Here is a 21,517-nt window from a genome sequence, read left to right on the forward strand (position 1 = left end):
AAAACAACGTCATGCCCCCAAACGGGAAAATAAGGACACAACAAAAAACAACAAACAAAAACCACCAAACACACTATTGAGTTCTCAAACAACACACCCAGGCGGCCGCGCAACCAACCCGCGGCTAAAAGCCGCTAGCTCGTAGTGCGGACGATCAGGAACCCACCGGAGTGGCACTTCCTGCTGGAGGCCGCCGCGCGCTCCGGGTTTTGGGCCCGTCTCGCGGCGACTCCGATAAGTTACGCCAGGGATAACTCTGAGTCAAATGGCCTGCTGGGGCGGGTTTTTCGAACTGCTCCCAGCGTGCGCACCGAAGCGGTGCGTTGACTGCTGAAAGACCCAACGCGGACTCCGTCGGGTTTGTTCCCGACCGGCGGTATAGGTCTGTGACCAGAGCCAACGGCTCCGGTAGATCATCCAACGAGCTCGACGCCGGCGATATTCCGCTTCCCGCGTCGAAGCACCAGCCACTTACCGTGGAAGAAGTCCGACGGCTGCGGGACCCACTCGTCTGTGGTGATCTTCACGTTGTTGACCGATACCCCACCCTCGGCGATCGTTCGACGTGCGGCGCCCTTGCTGGCGGCCAGCCCGGTGGCGACGAGTAGGTCGGTGATCGAGTCCGCTCCCCCGGGCACGAGCTCTGCCACAGCTGCCTCGCGCAACGCCGCGGACAGCGTTGCTTCGTCGAGTGCCGCCAGCTCGCCGCGCCCGAACAACGCCTGACTGGCGTGTTCGACGGCTGCGGTCGCAGCCTCGCCGTGGACGAGATCGGTGAGCTCCCGGGCGAGGCGCCGCTGTGCGGCGCGCTCGTGCGGGCGATCGGCGGTGGCAGCGTCGAGTTCTGCCAGCTCTTCAGCCGACAGGAAGGTGAACCAACGCAGGTAGGAGACCACGTCCGCGTCCGCCGTGTTGATGAAGTACTGGTACCAGGCGTACGGACTGGTCATCGTCGGGTCCAGCCACAGGCTGCCGCCGCCGGTGGACTTTCCGAATTTTTTGCCTTCGGAGTCGGTGACCAACGGCGTGGTCAGCGCGTGCACGGTGGCACCGGCCTTCTGCCGGACCAATCGGACGCCGGCGATGATGTTGCCCCACTGATCGGAGCCGCCGATCTGCAAGCTGCAACCGTATCGCTGGTGCAGCTCAACAAAATCGTTGGCCTGAAGCAACATGTAGCTGAACTCGGTGTAGGAGATCCCCTCTCCTTCGAGCCTGCGCCGCACGGTGTCACGGTCGAGCATGACGTTGACCGAAAAATGCTTTCCGACGTCGCGGAGGAACTCGATCGCCGAGAGTTCACTCGTCCACGACAGGTTGTCGGCGACTACTGCTCCGGTCGGTGAGTCGTCGAATTCGACGAAGCGTTCGAGTTGCCCACGGATGCGGTCGGCCCACTGGGCGATGGTGTCGGCGGCGTGCAGCGAGCGTTCGCCGACGTCGCGCGGATCCCCGATCATTCCGGTCGCCCCACCGGCGAGAACGATGGGCCGGTGCCCGGCCTGCTGGAAACGCCGCAACGTGAGCAGCGGTATCAGATGTCCGGCGTGCAGGCTGGGGGCCGTCGGGTCGAATCCCGAGTACACGGTCAGCGGACCGTCGGCCAGCGCTGCGGCCAATCCGTCCCGGTCGGTGGACTGCGCGATGAGGCCGCGCCATTCCAGCTCGCCGAGGATGGATGGTGCCGTCGACGCGGAAGCTTCAGAGGACGCGGAAGTCACAGACTCTGATCTTTCCGTACTAGTCGCTGTCGCCGGGAGCCGGTGCCCGCGGGCTCCGTCGGTAGGGCGACACCTCAGGGTGGCCGGCCAGCCACATCCGCCAGGGACGATCGGCGGCCTTGCTGACACCCACTCTCGGTCCGGTCGCGCCGACCTGGGCGGCTCCCAGGGCAAGCCGCACCGGAGAATCCGGGGCGAAGAGATCGATTCCGTTATCGCTCATGGTGATTCCCAGCGCCGAGCAGAGATTTCCGGGCCCGCGCGCCAAGGCCTGCTGGCTGACCAGCTCACCTCGACGGGCGCGGGCTCTCTCGGAACCGGACTCGATCACCGCAGCCCGGAGCAGCACTGCGCCGGCAACCCCGGCTGTCGCGCACACGACGTTGGCGCAGACGTGAATACCGTGGCTGCGATAGGTGTAGAGCAACCCGGCACGCCCGAACATCACTGAGTTTCGCGTTCCCGGGCCGCGGAAGGAATGGGATGCGGCGTCAGGCCATGGCCCGTCGGCAGGCCCGCCGTAAGCCTCCGTTTCGACGATCAGTGCACTGACCCCGCGACCTGTCAGCACCGAACCCAACAGCAACTGGGCGCAGGCCGGCGGGTCGGTCGCCAGCCGCTCGGCTTCTCGGACCATCGGCCACATCGTACGGCTGGGTATTGACAGCTCCTGCGGGCAAGAGCATATTCATCGCATGATGACTTCATCGCTCGATGAATTATCGTCGGCGGCATCCTCGGCCATCGACATCGAAGATCTGCGGGTGGTTCGGGGCGGCCGAGTCGCCCTTGACGACATCACCGTGCAGGTTCCGCGCGGGGTCATCACCGGACTGCTGGGTCCGTCGGGTTGCGGCAAGACCACGCTGATGCGAAGCATCGTCGGCACCCAGGTCATGAGCCGCGGATCGGTGACGGTGCTGGGCCGACCCGCCGGATCGTCGGCGCTGCGGTCCCGAGTGGGTTATGTGACCCAGCAGCCCACCATCTACCCGGACCTGAGGGTCGTCGACAACGTTCGTTACTTTGCCGCACTGTTCGGCCGCGACAACGACGATGTCGGCGAGGCGATCGCCGCTGTTGGACTCGAAGACCATCAGACAGCCCTGGCCGACAACTTGTCAGGTGGACAGCGCACCAGGGTTTCGCTGGCATGCGCTCTGGTCGCCCACCCGGAACTGCTGGTTCTTGATGAACCCACCGTCGGACTCGATCCCGTCCTGCGCGCTGACCTGTGGGACCGGTTCGATCGGCTGGCCCGCAACGGCACCACCCTGCTGGTGTCCAGCCACGTGATGGATGAAGCGGAGCACTGCGCAGATCTGGTGCTGATGCGCGACGGACAGGTCCTCGCCCACAGCACACCGTCCCGACTGAGAAAGGACACCGGATGTCAGTCATTGGAGGAGGCGTTTCTGTCCATCATCCGGCGAGACACCGAAGCAGGGACGGCCTGAGCTCGCTCAGCCCCCGGGGCTATCTCGCCACAACCACGCGGATTCTGCGACAGCTCGCCGGCGATCACCGAAGTGTCGCGATGATCCTGGTGGTTCCCAGCCTGATCATCACCTTGATGTACTTCATGTTTGTCGATGTGCCGCAACGTCCCGGGGCTCCGTCGCCGTTCAACAACGCCTGTCTCATCATGCTCGGTGTCTTTCCGCTGATCGTGATGTTCCTGATCACGTCGATCACCATGCAGCGCGAACGAGTCTCCGGAACGCTCGAGCGGATCTTGACGACGCCACTGCGTCGCTTCGACCTGCTGGCCGCCTACGGCACCGCTTTCTCGATCGCCGCCGCCGCACAGGCCACTCTCGCGTGTGTGGTGGCCTTCTGGTTTCTCGGGCTCGACACCGCGGGCAGTCCGGTGTGGGTGTTCGTCATCGCGATCGCCAACGCCGTCCTCGGTGTCGGACTCGGCCTGTTGTGCAGTGCATTCGCGCGCACCGAGTTCCAGGCGGTGCAGTTCATGCCGCTGGTCATCGCACCCCAGTTGCTGCTGTGCGGCATCATCGTCCCCCGCGCGCTGCTCCCCGACTGGCTGCAGTGGATCAGCAATGCACTGCCTGCCAGCTACGCTCTGGAAGCGTTGCAAGAGGTCGCGGCACACCCCGAGCTGACATCGATCGCGGTGCGCGACATCGTGGTGGTCATCGGGTTCGCGGTGCTGGCGCTCGGCCTCGCCGCGGCGACCCTGAGGCGAAGGACACCCTAGACACAGTGACGACCACGCCGGACCGCAAACGCCCCGGGCGGCCTCCCGGCCCGTCGGACACCCGGGACCGAATCCTGGTGAGCGCGCGGGAGTTGTTCGCGCGCAACGGAATCGGGAACACCTCGATCCGGTCGATCGCCGCCGACGCGGGTGTCGACCCCGCCCTGGTGCACCACTACTTCGGAACCAAGACCCAGTTGTTCGCGGCGGCGATCCACATCCCCGTCGACCCCATGGCGATCATCGGCCCGCTGCGCGAGGTCCCGGTCGACCAGATCGGCCGCGTGCTGCCCTCGCTGCTGTTACCGCTGTGGGACTCCGAGGCGGGAAAGGGATTCATCGCCACCCTGCGGTCGATCCTGGCAGGCGGCACCGAGGTCTCGCTGTTCCGGTCATTCCTGCAGGACGTGATCGTCGCCGAGGTCGGAAGTCGCGTCGACGATCCCCCGGGCAGCGGACGGATCAGGGTGCAGTACGTGGCATCACAATTGATCGGCGTCGTGATGGCTCGCTACATCCTCGAGTTGGAGCCGTTCAACTCCCTGCCGGTGGAGCAGATCGTCGACACGGTGGCGCCCAACCTGCAGCGTTACCTGACAGGCGACCTACCGCATCTGGGCTAGGACTTACTCGCGGCCGACAGCCGCTCATGTTCGTCGTCATCAACCGATACCGCCTCGTCGATGAGGAGAACCGGGATGCCGTCGTCTATACGGTATTTGCGCCGCAATCGCGGGTTGTAGAGGTGGCCGTCGACGAGGAGCAGCGGACCCCGATCCTCGGGACAGACCAGGATGGCGAGCAGCGTGCCGTCCAATGCCATCGTGCTCAGCGGCCGGGCATCTGGAAAATCGGGGTGTCCTGTTGCATCGGGTTGCCCGGGCCCCAGTTGGGTCCCATCGTCGAATGGGGACTACCCGGGGTGGCCGGAGCCGGAGCACCGGGCGCGGCCGCCTGGACACCCTGCCGCGAGAACTGCTTGCGCTGATCGACCAGCGTCGCCTGGAGCGCCTCGATCAGTGGCCCTTGATTGGGCCGCGCCTCGAGGCCTGCTGCCAGTGCTCGGGTGCTGGCAGCCGACGGCCGGATGCCCCGCGAGCGGAGCGTGATCACCTGGTCGATCAGCTTGGACACCTGACCGCCCCCGGATCCGGTCTGGTACTCCTGCGAGATCATCATCAGGATCTGGTCGGGCGACACCGGCGCCCTGTTCTCTGTCGTCGGCTCGGCCGGCTGCGCCGACGCCGTGGGCGCAGCAACCACTACCAGGCCGGTGACCGCTGCTGCGCCGGCCAACGCGGCGGCTGCGGAGCGGCGCCAGATTCGTGATGACATGAGTACTCCTCGTGGACGGCGATTCAGCGCGAGCCTAACAGCGCGGCCCCCGCCGGGCATCACTGCTGACTGCCGACGATCTCGCTGCGCACCGCAGCTGTCAACCGCTTGTACCGATGGCTATCGGGGTCGCGATACCAGGCGTTACGCGACGGCTTCGGGATGCCCTGTTGCTGCAACGGGCCGGCCAGCGGGCGGTAGGTCGCGGTGAGGGTCATCTCGGCCACGACATGGACGATGTCGGGTGCATTGCCCACCACCAGGTCGGCGAGCGCCTCGGACAGGTCGGCAGAGGGAACGCTGCCACCGGGCCGCAACGCCAGTGCCGTCACGGCCACCGTCTCGCCACCGGCCTCGACGGGGTAGGTGACGGCCATGTCCACAGACCCGAGTCGGCCGACCGCGTCGTTCACCGTTGCGGCGAAGACCGGTCCGCGGGGCGTGTGGATCACGCCGTCGCGGTTGTCGACCAGCCAGTAGTCGCCGTCGTCGTCACGGCGGAACAGGTACTCGGTGGACACCCAGGTGTCGGCCGGGGCGAAGACGCCCCGTTTGACCGAGGCCAGCGGGTCGACCGGACCCCGGGGGTGCGCCAGCAGCACACCGACCTCGTCGGTCTCGGCGAGGCGCACGAAACCCCGGTCATCCTCGAGGATCAGATTGTCCTCCGGGTCGTACGCGGCGAGTGCGACCTCGCCGCCGCCGGGCAACGGCCTGCCCTTGCTGCCTATCTTGGCGCCGGAGACATTGGCCAGCACGGCCTGCCCGTCGGTCGTCGCGAAGAACTCGACCACATGCGCCGGTCCGAAAACCTCCACAACCCGCTTCCACAGACCGGCGGGCATCCCGGAGCCGATGAACAACCGGACCGAGTGGGTGCCCGTCAACGAGAACGCCGGATCGTCGATGACCTCCCGCAGCATCGACCAGGTGTAGGACACCACGGTGACGCCGTACTGGCGGATCTCCTGTAGGAAGCGCTCCGGACACGGACCCCTCGACAGTGCGACGCGCGCACCGCCGACAACCGCTCCACCGAGACTGACCAGGAGCCCCGACTGATGATGTAGCGGGGTGAGACAGTAGACCGTGTCGTTGCGGCCGAGGTTGGCGGCTGACGCCGTACCGAACGCCGACAGTGCCCACCGGTAGTTGGTGATCTGGCGGGCGATGAGTTCCCCGCTGATCGTGCTGAACGCGATGAAGGCCAGATCGCGCGCCAGCCCGGGATTGGGCCGATACCAGCCGGGCAGGTCCACGAGGTCGGGGTCGATCTTCTCCATGTCGACGACCTCGGCGTTCTGGGCCGGGTGCAGATCGCGGGATTCGCCGCCACCGAGGACCAGGACCCGCATGTCCAGCGCACCTGCCGCATCCAGATTGCTCGGATCGGCGATGATCTCCGACACCGCCCCCAGCCGAACCGCCTCCGCCAGGTCCCCGTCGGGCGGCATCAGCACGGCGACGGCGCCGAGTCGGGACAGCGCCGCGATGGCGACCAGGGCGCTGGGACGAGTCTCCATCAGCACGCCGACGCGGGCGCCCTGCCGGACACCGACACCGATGAGCCCACGCACCACATTGTTGATGCGCCGGTCGACCGCCTCGTAGGTGTGCACGCGACCGTCGAAGAGCAGCGCCTCCCCCTGCGGAGCGTCCCGCGCCTGCTCGGACATGATCCGGCCAAGCGAGATCCTGGTGTGGTCGTTGACCTGGCCCAGGCGGGCGAGCCTCGGCAGCGTGCGCGCGGTCTCGACCGCGAGGGTGCGTGCCGACTTGTTCGCAGCGACAAACGCGCCGGCGGCCGACCGGGCCAGACTGAACGCCATTTCGGTGGCGGCCGCTGTGCTGTGCGCCAGCCGCGAGGTCAGCGTCACGCCGCTTTCGGTGTGCAGCGAGGGTTGCAGCGGCATCGGCGTCACCCCCTCGGGCATGTCGCCGCCGCTGTCGAGCCAACGAACCCAGGCCGCGACCGCCGGCCACGTCTGGGTAGCTGCCTTCGACCCCACGACCAGACCGAAATGACCTGCACGGATGAGGAATTCGTACACATCCGCCTGAGGCGCCGCCCGCTTGATGCCACGAACCGACGCCGGCTGGCCGATGTCGTCGACCTCGCCGATCACCGCGAGCACCGGGCAGTCGATGTCCGACAGCGTGACCAGGTCGCCATGGATCGAGAAGCCGCCGGTCATCATCCGGTTGTGTGCGATGAACTGCTTGAGCAGCTCCGAGATCGCCGGACCCGACCAGGCGATCCAGCCCTCCGATGCCAGGAACCGGCGCTGCTGTTCCCGGGGCAGCAACGCCTCCCGGTCGTGCAGCTGGCGCAGGAAGTCCAGCCGCGACTGGGCGGTCTTGATCGGGTCGAGCATCTGGAAACCGGTCCGCGCCAGCCAACCCGGGATGTCGATCCGGCTGAACACGTGATCGGCCATGAAATCGGCGGCCGCGGGCGCCAGGCTGGCGGGCAGGTTCATCGGCAGCGCGGCAAGGGTGTCGACGGGCGAGCCGAAGCCGACGATGCTCGCCAGATCCTTGGACCGGCGGTAGGCGGCTGTCTGGTAGGCGAACATGCCGCCCTGCGAGTAGCCCGCCAAGTGGACGTCGCGGCCGGTCACCGTCTTGACCGTGTCGATGGCCTCGCTCAACGCGACGACGTGGTCGGCGAGGTTGCGCTGCATGCCGCCCTCGATCTTGTCCGGTGACCCGAAGTCGATGACCCAGGGATCGACCCCACCCCGGTGCAGGATGCCGACCGCGCCCTCGTCGCGGGTGACATCCCACATGTCGGCCGACATCATCATCGGATGCACCATCAGCACGGGAGGCCCCGCAGGCTTGGCACCCGGACGGCTGTCCGGCGGGAAGTAACGCCGCAACCGGTACATCGGGACGCTCTCGATGATCTGGAACGGCGACGGGACCGCACCGGTCTCCAACCCGCCGTAGCGAAGCACCTCCAGGCCGTTCTGCGCGGTGGCGACCAGTCGCCCCACGGGCCCGGTGATCGCCGAGAGGTCCACCACCGTGCTCCCCTATCGCCAGACTTGCCTCTTCGGTATCCCGCCGCCTGCGACGTCATCATGGCACAGGCCCCGCCTATCATCGGCGCCTGATGGCAAACCTGATCAACCTCGAACGAGCCACGGTCGGCTACGGAACCCGCACACTTCTCGACGCTGTCAGCCTGGGCGTCGAAGAGGGTGATGCGATCGGCGTGGTGGGCCGAAACGGCGACGGCAAGACGACGCTGCTCAAGGTGCTGACCGGCGTCGGGGATCCAGATTCCGGCCGCGCCACCCACACCTCCGGCCTGTCGGTCGGCTACCTGCGCCAGGCCGACGATTTCCCCGTCGGCGCCACGGTGCGCGGGGTGGTGACCGGCGGCCGGCCCGATCACGTCTGGGCCGCCGAGGCCGACACCCGCGCCGTCGTGGAGCACCTTCTGTCCGGGGTCCATCTCGACGCCGACGTGACCGGCCTGTCCGGGGGTGAGCGCCGTCGGGTCGCATTGGCGGAAGTCCTGCTGGCCGGCCACGACGTGCTGGTGCTCGACGAGCCCACCAACCACCTCGACGTGGAGGTGATCGGGTGGCTGGCCGAGCACCTGCGCTCGCGACCCGCGCGGGCGCTCGTCGTCGTCAGCCACGACCGGTGGTTCCTCGACGCGGTCTGCACCAAGACCTGGGAGGTGCACGACGGCGTTGTCGACGCCTATGAAGGCGGGTACGCCGCCTACGTGCTGGCCCGCTCCGAGCGCATGCGGGTGGCGGCGGGCACCGAAGCGCGGCGCCAGAATCTGATGCGCAAGGAGCTGGCGTGGCTGCGGCGTGGACCGCCCGCGCGAACGTCGAAGCCGAAGTTCCGCATCCAGGCGGCCAACGACCTGATCGCGAACGAACCGCCGCCCAGGGATTCGCTTGTGCTGCAACGCTTCGCCACCGCGCGGCTGGGTAAGGACGTCTTCGACCTGCACCGCGTCCGTCTCGACGTCGGCGACCCGCCGCGCACGCTGCTCGACGGTATCGACTGGTCGATCGGTCCCGGGATGCGTATCGGGCTGGTCGGCGTCAACGGCACCGGCAAGACGTCGGTGCTGCGCCTGCTCGCGGGCGAATTGAGTCCTTCGGCGGGCACCGTGAAGCGGGGTTTGACGTTGCGGATCGGCTATCTGAGCCAGGCGCTCAACGAGGTCGACGGCGCACAGCGCGTCATCGACGCCGTCGAGAATCGCCGACGGGTCACCGAGTTGGCCGGCGGGCGGGAGATCACCGCTGACACGCTGTTGAAGGACTTCGGGTTCATCGGCGACAAGCTGACCGCCCGGGTCGGTGAGCTGTCCGGCGGCGAGCGACGCAGGCTGCAGTTCCTGCAGTTGTTGCTCGACGAACCCAACGTCCTGCTGCTCGACGAACCCACCAACGACCTCGACATCGACACCCTCACCGTCATCGAGGACTACCTCGACGGTTGGCCCGGCACACTGATCGTCGTGACGCACGACCGGTACTTCCTGGAACGGGTCAGCGACGTGACCTACGCGCTGACCGGGGGCGGCCGGTGTGATCTGCTGCCCGGAGGCATCGAGCAGTACCTGTTGGACCGCGCCGCAACCGATCCCGGCACATCGGCAGCTCCGGCGGCCACGCGTGGGGAGACCTCGGCGGCACGGGAACGGCGGACCGGCAAGGAGATGGCGCGCATCGAGAACCAGCTGACGAAGCTGGACCAGCGGATCGCGTCCCTGCACGAATCGATGGCACACGCCGCCGCCGACCACGTCCGCGCCGGCGAACTGAACTCCGAGCTCAGTGAATTGCTCGCACGCAAGGACAGCTTGGAGGAGGACTGGTTGGCGGCTGCCGAGGACAGCGGATGACCTACCTCGTGCAGCCGGTTGTGCTGTGTCTGCGCTATTGGCCGCAGCTCGCTGCCTGCTACCTGCTCGGGTTCCTCGGACGCCAGGGTGTGATCGAGCTGGCGGCCTGGGCCGGACAAGACAACAAGCTCTGGGCGTCGCTGATCATGCCGCTCGCCGGGATGGCGCGCCTGGGTTCCTACGTCGCGATGTTCCTGGTGCTGCGATCCGGCATCCCGGTGCTCACGGCACAACCCCGGCGGTCATCGCGCCAGATCGACGTGTTCGCAACGATCATCGTGCCGTTCTTCGCGATCTACCTGGCATGGCAGATGTTCCGCGAGGACTGGCTGGCCTTCGAGGCCCGCAGGCTGGACTACCGCATCGGCGAGGCCATGATGACGCCGGGACTGACCGAGATTCATCCCGAATCGCTTCCGGTCAGCACCGCCACCTGGCTGGTGATCGCCGCGGCCCTGATGGCGCGCTACCTGTTGACGTGGTTCAAGGACAAGCTGCCGGGGTGGTTCCTCGGGGTGCGGATCTACGTCGATGCACTGTGGGTGTTCCTGGTGCTGACGTTGTCGGTGAACCAGGGTCTGACGATCCTGCTGAACCCCGCGGGCTGGCTCGCGCAGCGTCGGATCGTGGTGTGGTTCAACAACACCCGGGAAGCGGCGTTCTCCCATTTTCAGCTGTTCGAAACCATGTGGGATGCCGCGATGTGGGCGTTGCGCACGGTATTGGGTGGCGCCGCGGTGCCGCTGATCTGGCTGGCCGTGGCGGGCATCGTGTACGGCGTCTCCACGACGGCGGACTGGCGGTCGACGGTCCGCGACGTCGCGGGCACGCGCGTGCACACCCGATGGCAGCGCGTTCCGGGCAAGCTGCGCACGGAGTTCGGCGACTACACGGAAACACAGTTGGGGAAGTTCAAGCCGATCGCCGATTCGGCGAAGCTGCTGCTGCACGCCGGCCTGCTGGCGCTGTCGCTGTATGTGCTGGCCTATCTCTGCCTGGCGTGGCTGGACATGTCGGGCAGTTTCTACCGCCCGCAGTTGGGGTCGGGATACCTGTACCGCGGCATGGCCTCGCTGATCGGTCCACATCCCTTCCTGTTCTGGAACGGTGCCATCAACACGCTGGCGCTGATCTCGCAGCTCATCGTCGAGCCGCTTCGGATCTGCCTGATCGCCACGATGCTCGCCTACTGCGTGCAGCGCGCTCCTACAGTTGCAGCCGCACCAGAATCACCCCGTCCGGCGCCGTGACGTCGACGGCGGTCGGCACGGTTTCCGTGGGGTGCAGGAAGGCCCACTGAAGCGGTCCGGGCTGCGTGCAGTTGAACCATGCGTCCGGCGCCATCGGTATCGAGTAGGTGCTGAGTGTCTGTCCGCGCCAACGATGTTCGCCGTCGGTGAGGACGCCGTCACAGGCCTGGCCGGGGGGCGTCACCCCCGGACGTTCCACCGTCACCACGGTCAGCACGGTGCCCACCGGCAGGGGTTGAGCGTAGGGCGCCGGGCTCTGACCGAAATGCTTCACCTCGCCGATCGACCAGGTCTGCCCGTCGATGGTGTGCGCTTGCCCGGCGGCCACCACGTGCTCCGGACGGATCGTGTCGCGATAGTGCGCCCACGGCGGCCACAGGTCGGTGACGGTGTAGACGGTCAGTGCCGCGGCAGCCACGACGGCCCCGATCAGGTTGCGCTGCCACAGCGGCAGCGGACGGCGGATCACGATCCCAGCCGGACTGGTTCCAATGCCACCGGATCCTCGTGGCGGGCATCGGTGATCGGGATCGACACCACGAGGCGGGAGTCGAGGCGACCGTCCCCCTGCGAGACCCGCAGGGTCACCGGAAGCGAGCCGTCGAGCAGATCCGGAGCCACGTCGAACACCCAGGAGCCACGCTGCTCGATCCCCGGCGCCAGCGCGGTGCCCAGCGGTGTGGGCAGGAACCGATCGGAGGGGATGTAGGTGTTCGGGCCGACACGAAGGTCCGCGTTCGGCTTGACGGGCTCCGACGTGGCGGACAGTTCGGCGTCGACGACCACCCACTCACCGACCGCGGGCACCGGCGGCTTCGACGGCCGTTGCGCCTGAGGACCGATGCGCACCCCGGTCACGGTCATCTCGATGGCGCGTCCGCCGACAGGTTGTCCCAGTGCGCCGGTGACATCGAGAGGTCCGTACACGTCGAGAGGTTCGGGGAGGTGGTGCCACACCACCGCAGCGACGGCCACCGCGGCGGCCGTCACCACTGCGGGCACCGCGGTGCGCAGTCGCGTTCCTGCCGTCACAACGCACCGCCGACAGGGACCACGACCTCGCCGTACTCGGTGACGCTGTCCACCCACAGCTCGCCGTACACCACGAACCCCTGCTTGAACGTCTTCTGCCACACCCGCAGGGTCGCGAAATCACCAGCGGCCAAAGCATCTTCGGGCAGTTCCCACACGAACGCGACCTGTTCCTCCAGTTTCGGCCCCAGCGTGATGATGTGCGAGCTGTCCGCGAGACGCATCACCCCGACGAACCGACTGCCGGGCTGGCCACGCAGATTCAGCTCCCCCTCGAGTCGGCCGGGAATGGTGCCGTCGTTACGCAGGGTCGCCACCACGCCGAGGTAGGCCCGGCCAGGTTTCGCCGGCGCCACCACGAGGGTCCCGGCCCGCACCTCGGGGACGACTCTGGCCCGGTCGACCGTCACGGTGAACTCTCCGTCGCTGAACTTCTCCCCCGGCTTGAACGACGTCACCGACGTGTTGACGGTATCGAGGCCACCGAAGAGCGCCGCGATCGCCAGAATCGCCGCGACGCCGGCCTTCCACCATTGCCGCAGCTTGCGCTGTGCCAGCCATCGCCGCGCACGCTGACGAGGGCCGAGATCGGCCACCGCCTCGCCGGTGTTGGCGTCCATACCGGTGGATGGTATCGACCCTCAGCGCCGGAGTCGGATCCGCAACCTGTCGCTGACGTCGCGCACGGTGTTGAGTTGCTTGGCGACCTGAACGGGTGCGGTGCCGCCGCGGGCGTCGCGGGAGTTCACCGACCCCTCGATGGTCAGCACGTCGCGCACCTCGGGGGTCAGGTCAGCGTGGATGCCGGCCAATTCGGAATCCTCGAGTTCCTCGAGGCCGACGCCTCGAGCCTCCGCCGCGCGAACGGCGGCCCCTGCTGCCTCGTGCGCGACCCGAAACGGCACCCCGCGCCGGACCAGCCACTCGGCGACGTCGGTGGCCAGGGTGTAGCCGAGCGGCGCGAGCTCGGCCATCCGGTCGGTGTCGAAGCGCAAGGTGGCGACCAGGCCGGCCATCGCAGGCAGAAGAAGCTCCAGCTGGGCCACCGAGTCGAAGACCGGCTCCTTGTCCTCCTGCAGATCGCGGTTGTAGGCCAGGGGCTGCGCCTTGAGCATCGCCAGCAGCCCGGTGAGGTTGCCGATCAACCGGCCGGATTTTCCCCGGGCCAGCTCGGCGATGTCCGGGTTCTTCTTCTGCGGCATGATCGAGCTGCCCGTCGACCACGAGTCGTGCAGCGTGGCGTATCCGAATTCCGTTGTGCTCCAAAGAATGATGTCCTCTGCCAGCCGGGAGAGGTCGACGCCGATCATCGTCAGCACGAAGGCCGCCTCGGCGGCGAAGTCTCTCGACGCCGTGGCGTCGACGGAGTTGTCCGCGGCGGCGTCGAAACCGAGTTCCTCGGCGATCGCATCAGGGTCGAGTCCGAGCGAGGAGCCCGCCAACGCACCTGACCCGTACGGCGAGACCGCGGCGCGCTTGTCGAAGTCGACGAGGCGGTCGACGTCACGCAGCAGCGGGTGGGCGTGCGCCAGCAGATGATGGGCCAGCAGGATCGGCTGCGCGGATTGCAGATGGGTCTTGCCGGGCAGGATGGCGGTGGGATGCGCCGCGGCCTGGGTCGCCAGCGCCGAGACGACCTCCAGCACGCCCTCGGCGACACGACGGACGGCGTCCCGCAGCCAGAGCCGGAACAGCGTGGCCACCTGGTCATTTCGGGAACGACCGGCACGTAGTCTGCCGCCCAGTTCGGCGCCGACACGGTCGATGAGCCCGCGCTCGAGCGCTCCGTGCACGTCTTCGTCGCTGACCAGCGGCCCGAAGCTGCCGTCCTCGACGTCGGTTCCCAGGCTGTCCAGTCCGACCAGCAGGGCGTCGCGCTGCTCCTCGGTCAGCAATCCGGCCCGGAACAGCACGCGCGCATGGGCTTTGGAGGCGACGACGTCGTACGGCGCGAGCACCCAGTCGAAGTGTGTCGACTTGCTCAGCGCCGCCAGGGCGTCCGACGGACCGTCGGCGAACCGGCCGCCCCACAGCGAGCCTTCGTTGGTACTCATGAGCACGTCCTCAAGGCCCCGCGAGCGCGCAGTTTTGTACGCATCCTGCGGCGCGTTGCTGTGCAGACACGCGCGCTCGCGGTCACTGGGCCAGGTCCCGGCGGGCCGACAGGCTCGACGACAGCCCGTGCACATGGACGAATCCCTTGGCCGCCGACTGGTCGAACGTGTCGCCTTCGTCGTAGGTGGCCAAATTGAAGTCGTAGAGCGACTCGGCGCTTCTGCGTCCATTCACCGCGATGTGCCCACCGTGCAGGACCAGCCGGATCTCGCCGGTGACGTGCTCCTGGGTTTTCGCGACGAACGACTCGAGCGCGGTCTTCAGCGGTGAGTACCAGAGGCCGTCGTAGACCAGCTCTCCCCACTTCTGGTCGGTGTTGCGCTTGAACCGGCCCAGTTCGCGTTCCAGCGTGACGTGCTCGAGTTCGGTGTGCGCGGTGATCAGCACCATCGCGCCGGGCGCCTCATAGATCTCGCGGCTCTTGATCCCGACGAGCCGGTCCTCGACCACGTCGAGGCGCCCCACGCCCTGCGCGCCGCCGCGACGGTTGAGTTCCTCGATGGCCTGCAGCACCGACACCGCGCGGCCGTCCACAGACACCGGGACACCCTTGTCGAAGCCGACGACCACCTCGTCAGGGCTGCTCCAGTTGATGGTCGGATCCTCGGTGTAGTCGTACACGTCCTTGGTCGGTGCGTTCCACAGATGCTCGAGGAAGCCGGTTTCCACCGCGCGACCCCAGACGTTCTGGTCGATCGAGAACGGGGACCGCTTGCTGACGTTGATCGGAATGGCGTTCTCCTCGGCGAAGGCGATCGCCTTCTCCCGAGTCCAGGCGTAATCGCGCACGGGGGCAAGCACCTCGAGATCGGGTGCCAGCGAGGCGAAACCGACCTCGAAGCGGACCTGGTCGTTGCCCTTTCCGGTGCAGCCGTGCGCCACGATGCCGCCACCGTGCTCGCGTGCGGCGTCGACCAGATGCTTGACGATCAGCGGCCTGCTCAGAGCGGACACCAACGGGTAACGGTCCATGTAGAGCGCGTTCGACTGGATCGCCGGCAGGCAGTACTGCTCGGCGAATTCGTCTCTCGCGTCGACGACGACGGCCTCGACGGCACCGCAGTCCAGCGCGCGTTGGCGCACCACCTCCATGTCCTCGCCGCCCTGGCCGAGGTCGATGGCGACGGCCACCACCTCGCGACCGGTCTCCTTGCCGATCCAGCTGATCGCCACCGAGGTGTCCAGACCGCCGGAATACGCCAGGATGACGCGCTCGGACATAAAAACTCCTTCGTGTATGTGTGATTCAGGCTCTAGCGAGCATGGGACAGGCTCTCGACCGTCACCGCGAGTTCGGCGCCGGTCATCGGTTCCCGCGCGACCACCAGGATCGTGTCGTCGCCGGCGACGGTGCCGACCACGTACGGCAACGCCGCGCGGTCGATGGCGCTAGCCAAATAGTGTGCCGCACCCGGGGGGGTACGTAGTACGGCGAGGTTGCCACTGGCGTCGGTGGACACCAACAGGTCGACCAGCAGGCGCGAGACCCGCTCGGTACCCCCGGTGACGCCGCGCACCGGGCTGCCGTCCTCGGGAACCACGTAAACGCCGACGCCGCCGTCGGCGCCCCGCAGCTTGACCGCGCCGAGCTCTTCGAGATCCCGGGACAACGTCGCCTGGGTGACGTCGATGCCCTCGTCGGCCAGCAGCCCCGCCAGTTCGGTCTGACTGTGCACCGACTGGGTGGACAGCAGTGCGAGGATCCTGGCCTGCCGTCCGGCGCGGGTCGCCGCGCTGGTCATGGCGAACCCTGAGCGAGCAACCACACCAGCAGCGCCTTCTGGGCGTGCAGGCGATTCTCCGCCTCGTCCCACACCGCGCTCTGCGGTCCGTCGATGACCTCGTCGGTGATCTCGTGGCCGCGGTGCGCGGGAAGGCAGTGCAGCACAATCGCTTCAGAATCTGCGTGTGCCATCAGTGCGGCGTTGAGCTGAAAGGGCCGGAACGGGCGCACCCGGTCGAGGCCGTCGTTCTCCTGCCCCATCGACGTCCACGTGTCGGTCACCAGAACATCGGTGCCGGCCGCGGCCGCGATCGGGTCGTGGGTGAGCGTCACGGTGGCGCCGGTCTGCTTCGCGCGGGTCTCGGCCGCCGCGACGAACATCGGGTGAGGCTCGAAGCCGCGCGGGGAGGCGATCGTGACATCGACACCGGCGGTGACGCCGCCCAGCATCAGCGAGTGCGCCATGTTGTTGGCGCCGTCGCCGAAGTAGCTGAGCCGCAACCCTTTCAGAGCACCCTTGCGTTCAGCCAGGGTCTGCAGATCGGCCAACACCTGGCAGGGGTGGAACTCGTCGGACAGGGCGTTGACAATCGGCACGGTCGACCCCGAGGCCATGGCCGCGAGCCGCTCCTGGGCGAAAGTGCGCCATACGATGGCGTCGACGTAGCGCGACAACACCTGGCCGGTGTCCTCGAGGGTCTCCTCCCGGCCGAGTTGGGTGCTGCGGCCGTCCACCACCACGGCGTGCCCGCCGAGTTGAGCGATACCCATCTCGAACGAGAACCGGGTGCGGGTGGAGTTCTTCTCGAAGATCACCGCGACACCACGCGGGCCTTCCAACGGCCGACGACTGAACGGCGCCAGCTTCAGTTCCGCTGCCAGCGCCAGGACCTCGCCCTGCTCTTCGGGGCTCAGATCGTCATCACGCATGAAGTGCCGCGTCATGACTCCCCCGCCCGGTCCAGGATCGCGGGGAGCGCGGTGAGGAAGCCGTTCACCTCGGACTCGGTGATCACCAGAGGTGGTGCCAACCTGACGATGTCGGGCGCAGCCGCATTGACCAGGAAACCTGCTTCGCGCGCGGCGATCTCGACGGGCTTGGCGGCCTCGGCGGTCAGCACGATGCCGAGCAACAGTCCGCGGCCACGGACGTGGTCGACCAGCGGATGGCCCAGCGCTTCGGTCCGGTGGCTGATCGTCTTGCCGAGCACCTCGGCGCGTTCGATCAGGTGCTCGTCAGCGAGCACACCCAGAACGGCCAGTGCGGCCGCGGTGCAGACCGGGTTGCCCCCGAAGGTACTGCCGTGCAGTCCGGGGGTGAGCAGGTCGGCGGTCGGCCCGACTGCCAGGCACGCACCGATCGGCAGCCCGCCGCCGAGCCCCTTGGCGAGCGTGACGACATCGGGGGTGATCCCGTCATGCTGATGGGCGAAGAAAGCACCTGTTCGCCCGACCCCGGTCTGCACTTCGTCGAGGACCAGCAGCGCGCCGTGCGCCGCGGTGATCTCACGTGCGGCCGCCAGGTAACCGGCGGGCGGGACGACCACGCCGCCCTCCCCCATGATCGGCTCGAGGAAGACCGCGGCGGTATCGGAATCGACAGCGCCCACAAGTGCTTCGATGTCCCCGTACGGCACGTGGCTCACCTCGCCGGGCAGCGGGGCGAAGGGCGCCTGCTTGGACGGCTGGCCGGTGAGCGCGAGCGACCCCATGGTGCGGCCGTGGAAAGCGCCCTGTGCGGCAACAAGTTTGGTGCGTCCGGTCAGCCGGGTGATCTTGAAGGCGACTTCATTGGCTTCGGTTCCCGAGTTGCAGAAGAACACCCGGGCCGGAGCACCGAGAAGGCCGACAAGTGCTTCGGCCAATGCCACTCCCGGTTCGGTGGCGTAGAGATTGGAGGTGTGCCCCAGCGTGTTCATCTGCCGGATCACGGCGTCGATGACCGCGGGATGGCGGTGCCCGAGCACGTTGACCGCGATTCCGCCCAGCAGGTCCACGTAGGACCTGCCGTCGACGTCGGTGACCGTGGCGCCGTCACCGCTGCTCAGTGCCAGGGGTGGGGTGCCGTAGTTGTTCATCATCACCGCCGACCACCGGTCGAGCAGCGGCGCGTTTTCGGTCTTCGGGGTCATACACCTACCACCTTCGTGCCTGCGCCCTCGTCTGTGAACAGTTCGACCAGCACGCAGTGTTCCACGCGGCCATCGATGACGTGTGCGCTCGGCACGCCGCCGTTGACGGCGCGCAGACATGCTTCGATCTTGGGCACCATGCCCTCCTCCAGAGTCGGGAGCAGCTGTGTCAGTGCGGCGACGTCGATCTGGCTGACCAACGAGCCGCGATCCGGCCAGTTGGTGAAGAGGCCCTCGACATCGGTGAGCATGAGCAGCTTCTCGGCGCCGAGCGCCTCCGCGAGAGCCGCCGCGGCGGTATCGGCGTTGATGTTGTAGACCAGACCGTCGGTGTCGGGCGCGATCGTCGACACCACAGGGATCCGGCCCGCTTCGATGAGGTCCAGCACGGCGTCGGTGTTGACCCTCGCGACATCGCCCACCAGTCCGATGTCGGTGGCGACGCCGTCGACCAGCACGGTGCGGCGCACCGCGGTGAACAGTTGCGCGTCCTCGCCGGTGATGCCGACCGCGTAGGGGCCGTGGGCATTGATGAGGTTCACCAATTCCCTGCCGACCTGTCCGAAGAGCACCATCCGTGCGACGTCGAGCACCTCGGGTGTGGTGACCCGGAAGCCACCCTTGAAATCGCCGGCGATGCCCAACTTCTTGAGCATGGCGCTGATCTGCGGGCCGCCGCCGTGGACCACGACCGGGTGGATGCCGCAGTTCCGCAGGAACACCATGTCGGCAGCAAAGGCCTTCTTCAGCGCGTCGTCGGTCATTGCGTTGCCGCCGTACTTGACCACGACGATCTTGTCGTGGAGAGCTTTGAGCCAGGGCAGCGCCTGGGCGAGCACCTGCGCCTTGTCCGATGTCGTGGTCATGAGCTGTAGGCCGAGTTCTCCTCGACGTAGGCGTGCGACAGATCAGTGGTGCGGATCTCCGCCGAAGCGGTTCCGACCCCCAGATCGACGGTGACCGTGACGTCCTTCGCCGACAGGTCGACGTCCCGCGCGCCCGGTGCCCCGACGCTGTCGATGCACACCGGGAAACCGTTGAAGGACACCGTGATTCGATCGGCATCGAGGACGACCGGCGCCATGCCGACGGCGGCCAGCACCCGTCCCCAGTTCGGGTCGGAGCCGAACAGCGCAGTTTTGACCAGGCTGTCCCGTGCCACCACGCGGGCAGCAGTCAGCGCATCGTCCTCGCTGGCGGCGCCGGTGACCGCGACGACGATGCGCTTGGTGACACCCTCGGCGTCAGCCTGCAGTTGGGCGCACAGGTCGTCGCAGACCTTCAGCACCGCGTCGTCGAGTTCGTCCTGGGTGGGCGTGATCTCGCTGGCGCCTGAGGACAGCAGCAGAACCGTGTCATTGGTCGAACAGCTCCCGTCGATGTCGAGCCGATCGAAGGTGCGCGCGGCGGCACGCCGTAGCGCCTGGTCCAACGCAGCCGCGTCGGCGAGGGCGTCGGTGGTGATGACGCACAGCATGGTGGCCAGTGAGGGGGCCAGCATCCCTGCCCCTTTGGCCATTCCGCCGACCGTCCACCGGTCCTGATGATGCAGCGCAGCCTGTTTGGGCACGGTGTCGGTGGTCATGATGGCCCGCGCGGCCTCCTCGCCCCCGGTGAGGCCACCCGCCATCTCGTGCACGATCTCCTGCACGCCGACGTGCACCTTGTCCATCGGGAGCCGGTCTCCGATCAACCCCGTGGAACACACCGCAACCTCGATCGCACCGGTCTCGGTGCCCCAGCCCGACAGCGCGGCAGCGACCGCCTCGGCGGTGGCGTGGGTGTCCTGGAAGCCTGCCGGCCCGGTGCAGGCGTTGGCGCCGCCGGAGTTCAGGATCACCGCGCGCAGCCGTCCCGTCGTCAGCACCTGCTGCGACCACAGCACCGGGGCGGCTTTGACCTTGTTGCGGGTGAACACTCCCGCTGCGGAGTAATCAGGGCCCTCGTTGAACACCAGGGCCAGATCCAGTGCGCCGGAAGCCTTGATACCCGCCGCGATGCCGGTGGCCCGGAATCCCGCCGGGGCGGTCACCCCCTGGGTGCGCACGATCTGAGTCACGGTGCCACCCCCACCGTCGAGAGACCCTCGGTCTCGGGCCAGCCCAGCGCGAGGTTCATCGACTGCACCGCCGCTCCTCCGGTGCCCTTGACGAGATTGTCGATCGCCGCGATCGCGATGAACGTCTGGGCGTCCTCGTCGACCGCGATGGCGAGCTGGGCGGCATTACTACCGATCACCGACCCGGTTTTCGGTAGCCGGCCTTCAGGCAGCAGATACACGAAAGGCTCGTCGTCGTAGGCTTTTTCGTAAGCAGCCCGCAGCTCGGATACCGACGCGGCGGTGCGCGCGGTGCAGGTGGCCAGGATGCCGCGCGACGTAGGAATCAGCACTGGGGTGAACGACACGGTGACGTCGCTCGCAGTGACGGCCCGAAGGCCCTGCGCGATCTCAGGGGTGTGGCGGTGGGTGCCCCCGATGTTGTACGCCCGTGCCGAACCGATGACCTCGGAGCCGAGGAGATCCACCTTGGCGGCGCGCCCCGCCCCGGAGGTGCCGCTGACGGCGACGACGGTGACCGCGGGCTCGATGAGCCCCTCGGCCAGCGCGGGCCACAGAGCCAGCAGTGCCGCGGTCGGATAGCAGCCGGGGACGGCGATCCGCTTGGCACCCTGCAGACAGTCGCGGCCCCCGGGCAGTTCGGGGAGTCCGTAGGGCCAACTGCCGGCATGCTCGGAGCCGTAGAACCGCATCCAGTCGGCGGAATCGGTGAGCCGGAAGTCCGCACCGCAGTCGACGATGAGCGTGTCCGGTCCGAGCTGATCGGCCAGCGCCGCCGAATGCCCGTGCGGCAGACCGAGGAACACGACGTCGTGCCCGGCGAGTGTCTCGACCTCGGTGGGCTCCAGCGTCCGATCCGCGAGCGGCAGCAGATGCGGGTGGTGCTCGGCCAGGGTGGTGCCCGCGCTGGCCGCTGCGGTCAACGCGCCGATGGTGAGCCTGCCCGCAGCATGAGCGGGGTGGCCGAGGAGTAACCGCAGGATCTCTCCCCCGGCATAACCGCTGGCACCGGCAACCGCGACGGATGTCATGCAGCGATGATGCATGGTT

The 21,517-nt window shown here is 67.6% G+C and carries 21 protein-coding genes; 5 read left to right on the top strand and 16 right to left on the bottom strand.

The features are described 5' to 3' along the window. Positions 1-413: 413 nt before the first annotated feature. Both tyrS and WA965_RS27510 read right to left on the bottom strand, forming a co-directional pair. On the bottom strand, positions 414-1,676 hold the full coding sequence (gene tyrS / locus WA965_RS27505; protein ID WP_526300229.1) for a tyrosine--tRNA ligase: 1,263 nt from the start codon (positions 1,674-1,676) through the stop codon (positions 414-416). A gap of 64 nt (positions 1,677-1,740) precedes the next feature. Continuing rightward, positions 1,741-2,358 (bottom strand): DNA-3-methyladenine glycosylase, encoded by a 618-nt coding sequence (locus WA965_RS27510; RefSeq protein WP_526300225.1) that lies wholly within the window; start codon positions 2,356-2,358, stop codon positions 1,741-1,743. Positions 2,359-2,416: 58 nt separating this feature from the next. On the opposite strand from WA965_RS27510, the gene WA965_RS27515 reads away from it, so the two are divergent. Genes WA965_RS27515 through WA965_RS27525 form a run of 3 tightly spaced genes read left to right on the top strand, consistent with a single transcriptional unit; the run spans position 2,417 to position 4,562 of the window. Next, positions 2,417-3,178 carry an ABC transporter ATP-binding protein gene (locus WA965_RS27515; protein WP_526448245.1) on the top strand — a complete coding sequence of 254 codons (762 nt, stop codon included), beginning with the start codon at positions 2,417-2,419 and terminating at the stop codon, positions 3,176-3,178. After that, positions 3,112-3,939 carry an ABC transporter permease gene (locus tag WA965_RS27520; protein WP_526300221.1) on the top strand — a complete coding sequence of 276 codons (828 nt, stop codon included), beginning with the start codon at positions 3,112-3,114 and terminating at the stop codon, positions 3,937-3,939. The genes WA965_RS27515 and WA965_RS27520 overlap by 67 nt, the downstream gene beginning before the upstream one ends. Before the next feature lie 5 nt (positions 3,940-3,944). Continuing rightward, the gene (locus WA965_RS27525; RefSeq protein WP_526300219.1) at positions 3,945-4,562 is read left to right on the top strand and encodes a TetR/AcrR family transcriptional regulator; all 618 of its coding nucleotides are present in this window, start codon (positions 3,945-3,947) and stop codon (positions 4,560-4,562) included. On the opposite strand, the gene WA965_RS27530 is transcribed toward WA965_RS27525, so the two are convergent. The 3 genes from WA965_RS27530 to WA965_RS27540 are packed head-to-tail and all read right to left on the bottom strand — an operon-like array spanning position 4,559 to position 8,303. After that, positions 4,559-4,762 (bottom strand): Trm112 family protein, encoded by a 204-nt coding sequence (locus tag WA965_RS27530; protein WP_526300217.1) that lies wholly within the window; start codon positions 4,760-4,762, stop codon positions 4,559-4,561. The two genes, WA965_RS27525 and WA965_RS27530, sit on opposite strands and share 4 nt — an antisense overlap. A 5-nt stretch (positions 4,763-4,767) precedes the next feature. Then, complete coding sequence (locus WA965_RS27535; RefSeq protein ID WP_526300215.1) at positions 4,768-5,274, bottom strand: hypothetical protein; 507 nt, start codon at positions 5,272-5,274, stop codon at positions 4,768-4,770. A gap of 59 nt (positions 5,275-5,333) precedes the next feature. After that, positions 5,334-8,303: an AMP-binding protein gene (locus WA965_RS27540; RefSeq protein WP_526300213.1), complete on the bottom strand. Its 2,970-nt coding sequence runs from the start codon at positions 8,301-8,303 to the stop codon at positions 5,334-5,336. Positions 8,304-8,392: 89 nt separating this feature from the next. Between WA965_RS27540 and WA965_RS27545 the strand changes: the two genes are divergently transcribed. Continuing rightward, on the top strand, positions 8,393-10,156 hold the full coding sequence (locus tag WA965_RS27545) for an ABC-F family ATP-binding cassette domain-containing protein (RefSeq protein ID WP_526300211.1): 1,764 nt from the start codon (positions 8,393-8,395) through the stop codon (positions 10,154-10,156). Next, the gene (locus WA965_RS27550; RefSeq protein WP_526300209.1) at positions 10,153-11,406 is read left to right on the top strand and encodes a hypothetical protein; all 1,254 of its coding nucleotides are present in this window, start codon (positions 10,153-10,155) and stop codon (positions 11,404-11,406) included. The genes WA965_RS27545 and WA965_RS27550 overlap by 4 nt, the downstream gene beginning before the upstream one ends. Here WA965_RS27550 and WA965_RS27555 read toward each other — a convergent pair. The 11 genes from WA965_RS27555 to argC all read right to left on the bottom strand — a co-directional run bounded on the left by WA965_RS27555 (position 11,363) and on the right by argC (position 21,498). After that, a complete protein-coding gene (locus WA965_RS27555) occupies positions 11,363-11,875 on the bottom strand; it encodes a hypothetical protein (RefSeq protein WP_526300207.1) in 513 nt (170 codons plus the stop codon). The genes WA965_RS27550 and WA965_RS27555 overlap by 44 nt on opposite strands. Continuing rightward, complete coding sequence (locus tag WA965_RS27560) at positions 11,872-12,438, bottom strand: hypothetical protein (protein ID WP_526300205.1); 567 nt, start codon at positions 12,436-12,438, stop codon at positions 11,872-11,874. Before WA965_RS27560 ends, WA965_RS27555 begins: the two co-directional genes overlap by 4 nt. Continuing rightward, positions 12,435-13,058 carry a hypothetical protein gene (locus WA965_RS27565; protein ID WP_526300203.1) on the bottom strand — a complete coding sequence of 208 codons (624 nt, stop codon included), beginning with the start codon at positions 13,056-13,058 and terminating at the stop codon, positions 12,435-12,437. The genes WA965_RS27560 and WA965_RS27565 overlap by 4 nt, the downstream gene beginning before the upstream one ends. Before the next feature lie 21 nt (positions 13,059-13,079). Then, the gene (gene argH / locus WA965_RS27570; protein ID WP_526448246.1) at positions 13,080-14,492 is read right to left on the bottom strand and encodes an argininosuccinate lyase; all 1,413 of its coding nucleotides are present in this window, start codon (positions 14,490-14,492) and stop codon (positions 13,080-13,082) included. A gap of 82 nt (positions 14,493-14,574) precedes the next feature. After that, complete coding sequence (locus WA965_RS27575; RefSeq protein WP_526302579.1) at positions 14,575-15,774, bottom strand: argininosuccinate synthase; 1,200 nt, start codon at positions 15,772-15,774, stop codon at positions 14,575-14,577. Between the two features lie 32 nt (positions 15,775-15,806). Beyond that, positions 15,807-16,295 carry an arginine repressor gene (locus tag WA965_RS27580; RefSeq protein WP_178359301.1) on the bottom strand — a complete coding sequence of 163 codons (489 nt, stop codon included), beginning with the start codon at positions 16,293-16,295 and terminating at the stop codon, positions 15,807-15,809. After that, positions 16,292-17,221, bottom strand: coding sequence for an ornithine carbamoyltransferase (argF, locus tag WA965_RS27585; protein WP_526302581.1), 930 nt, complete (start codon positions 17,219-17,221; stop codon positions 16,292-16,294). Before argF ends, WA965_RS27580 begins: the two co-directional genes overlap by 4 nt. After that, positions 17,218-18,408: an acetylornithine transaminase gene (locus WA965_RS27590; RefSeq protein WP_526302583.1), complete on the bottom strand. Its 1,191-nt coding sequence runs from the start codon at positions 18,406-18,408 to the stop codon at positions 17,218-17,220. The genes argF and WA965_RS27590 overlap by 4 nt, the downstream gene beginning before the upstream one ends. Beyond that, on the bottom strand, positions 18,405-19,274 hold the full coding sequence (gene argB, locus WA965_RS27595) for an acetylglutamate kinase (protein ID WP_526302585.1): 870 nt from the start codon (positions 19,272-19,274) through the stop codon (positions 18,405-18,407). The genes WA965_RS27590 and argB overlap by 4 nt, the downstream gene beginning before the upstream one ends. Further along, complete coding sequence (argJ, locus tag WA965_RS27600; protein WP_526302587.1) at positions 19,271-20,467, bottom strand: bifunctional glutamate N-acetyltransferase/amino-acid acetyltransferase ArgJ; 1,197 nt, start codon at positions 20,465-20,467, stop codon at positions 19,271-19,273. Before argJ ends, argB begins: the two co-directional genes overlap by 4 nt. Then, on the bottom strand, positions 20,464-21,498 hold the full coding sequence (gene argC, locus WA965_RS27605) for an N-acetyl-gamma-glutamyl-phosphate reductase (RefSeq protein WP_526448247.1): 1,035 nt from the start codon (positions 21,496-21,498) through the stop codon (positions 20,464-20,466). Before argC ends, argJ begins: the two co-directional genes overlap by 4 nt. Positions 21,499-21,517: the final 19 nt, after the last annotated feature.

It is taken from the genome of Mycobacterium sp., from assembly GCF_049683935.1.
Taxonomy (GTDB): domain Bacteria; phylum Actinomycetota; class Actinomycetes; order Mycobacteriales; family Mycobacteriaceae; genus Mycobacterium.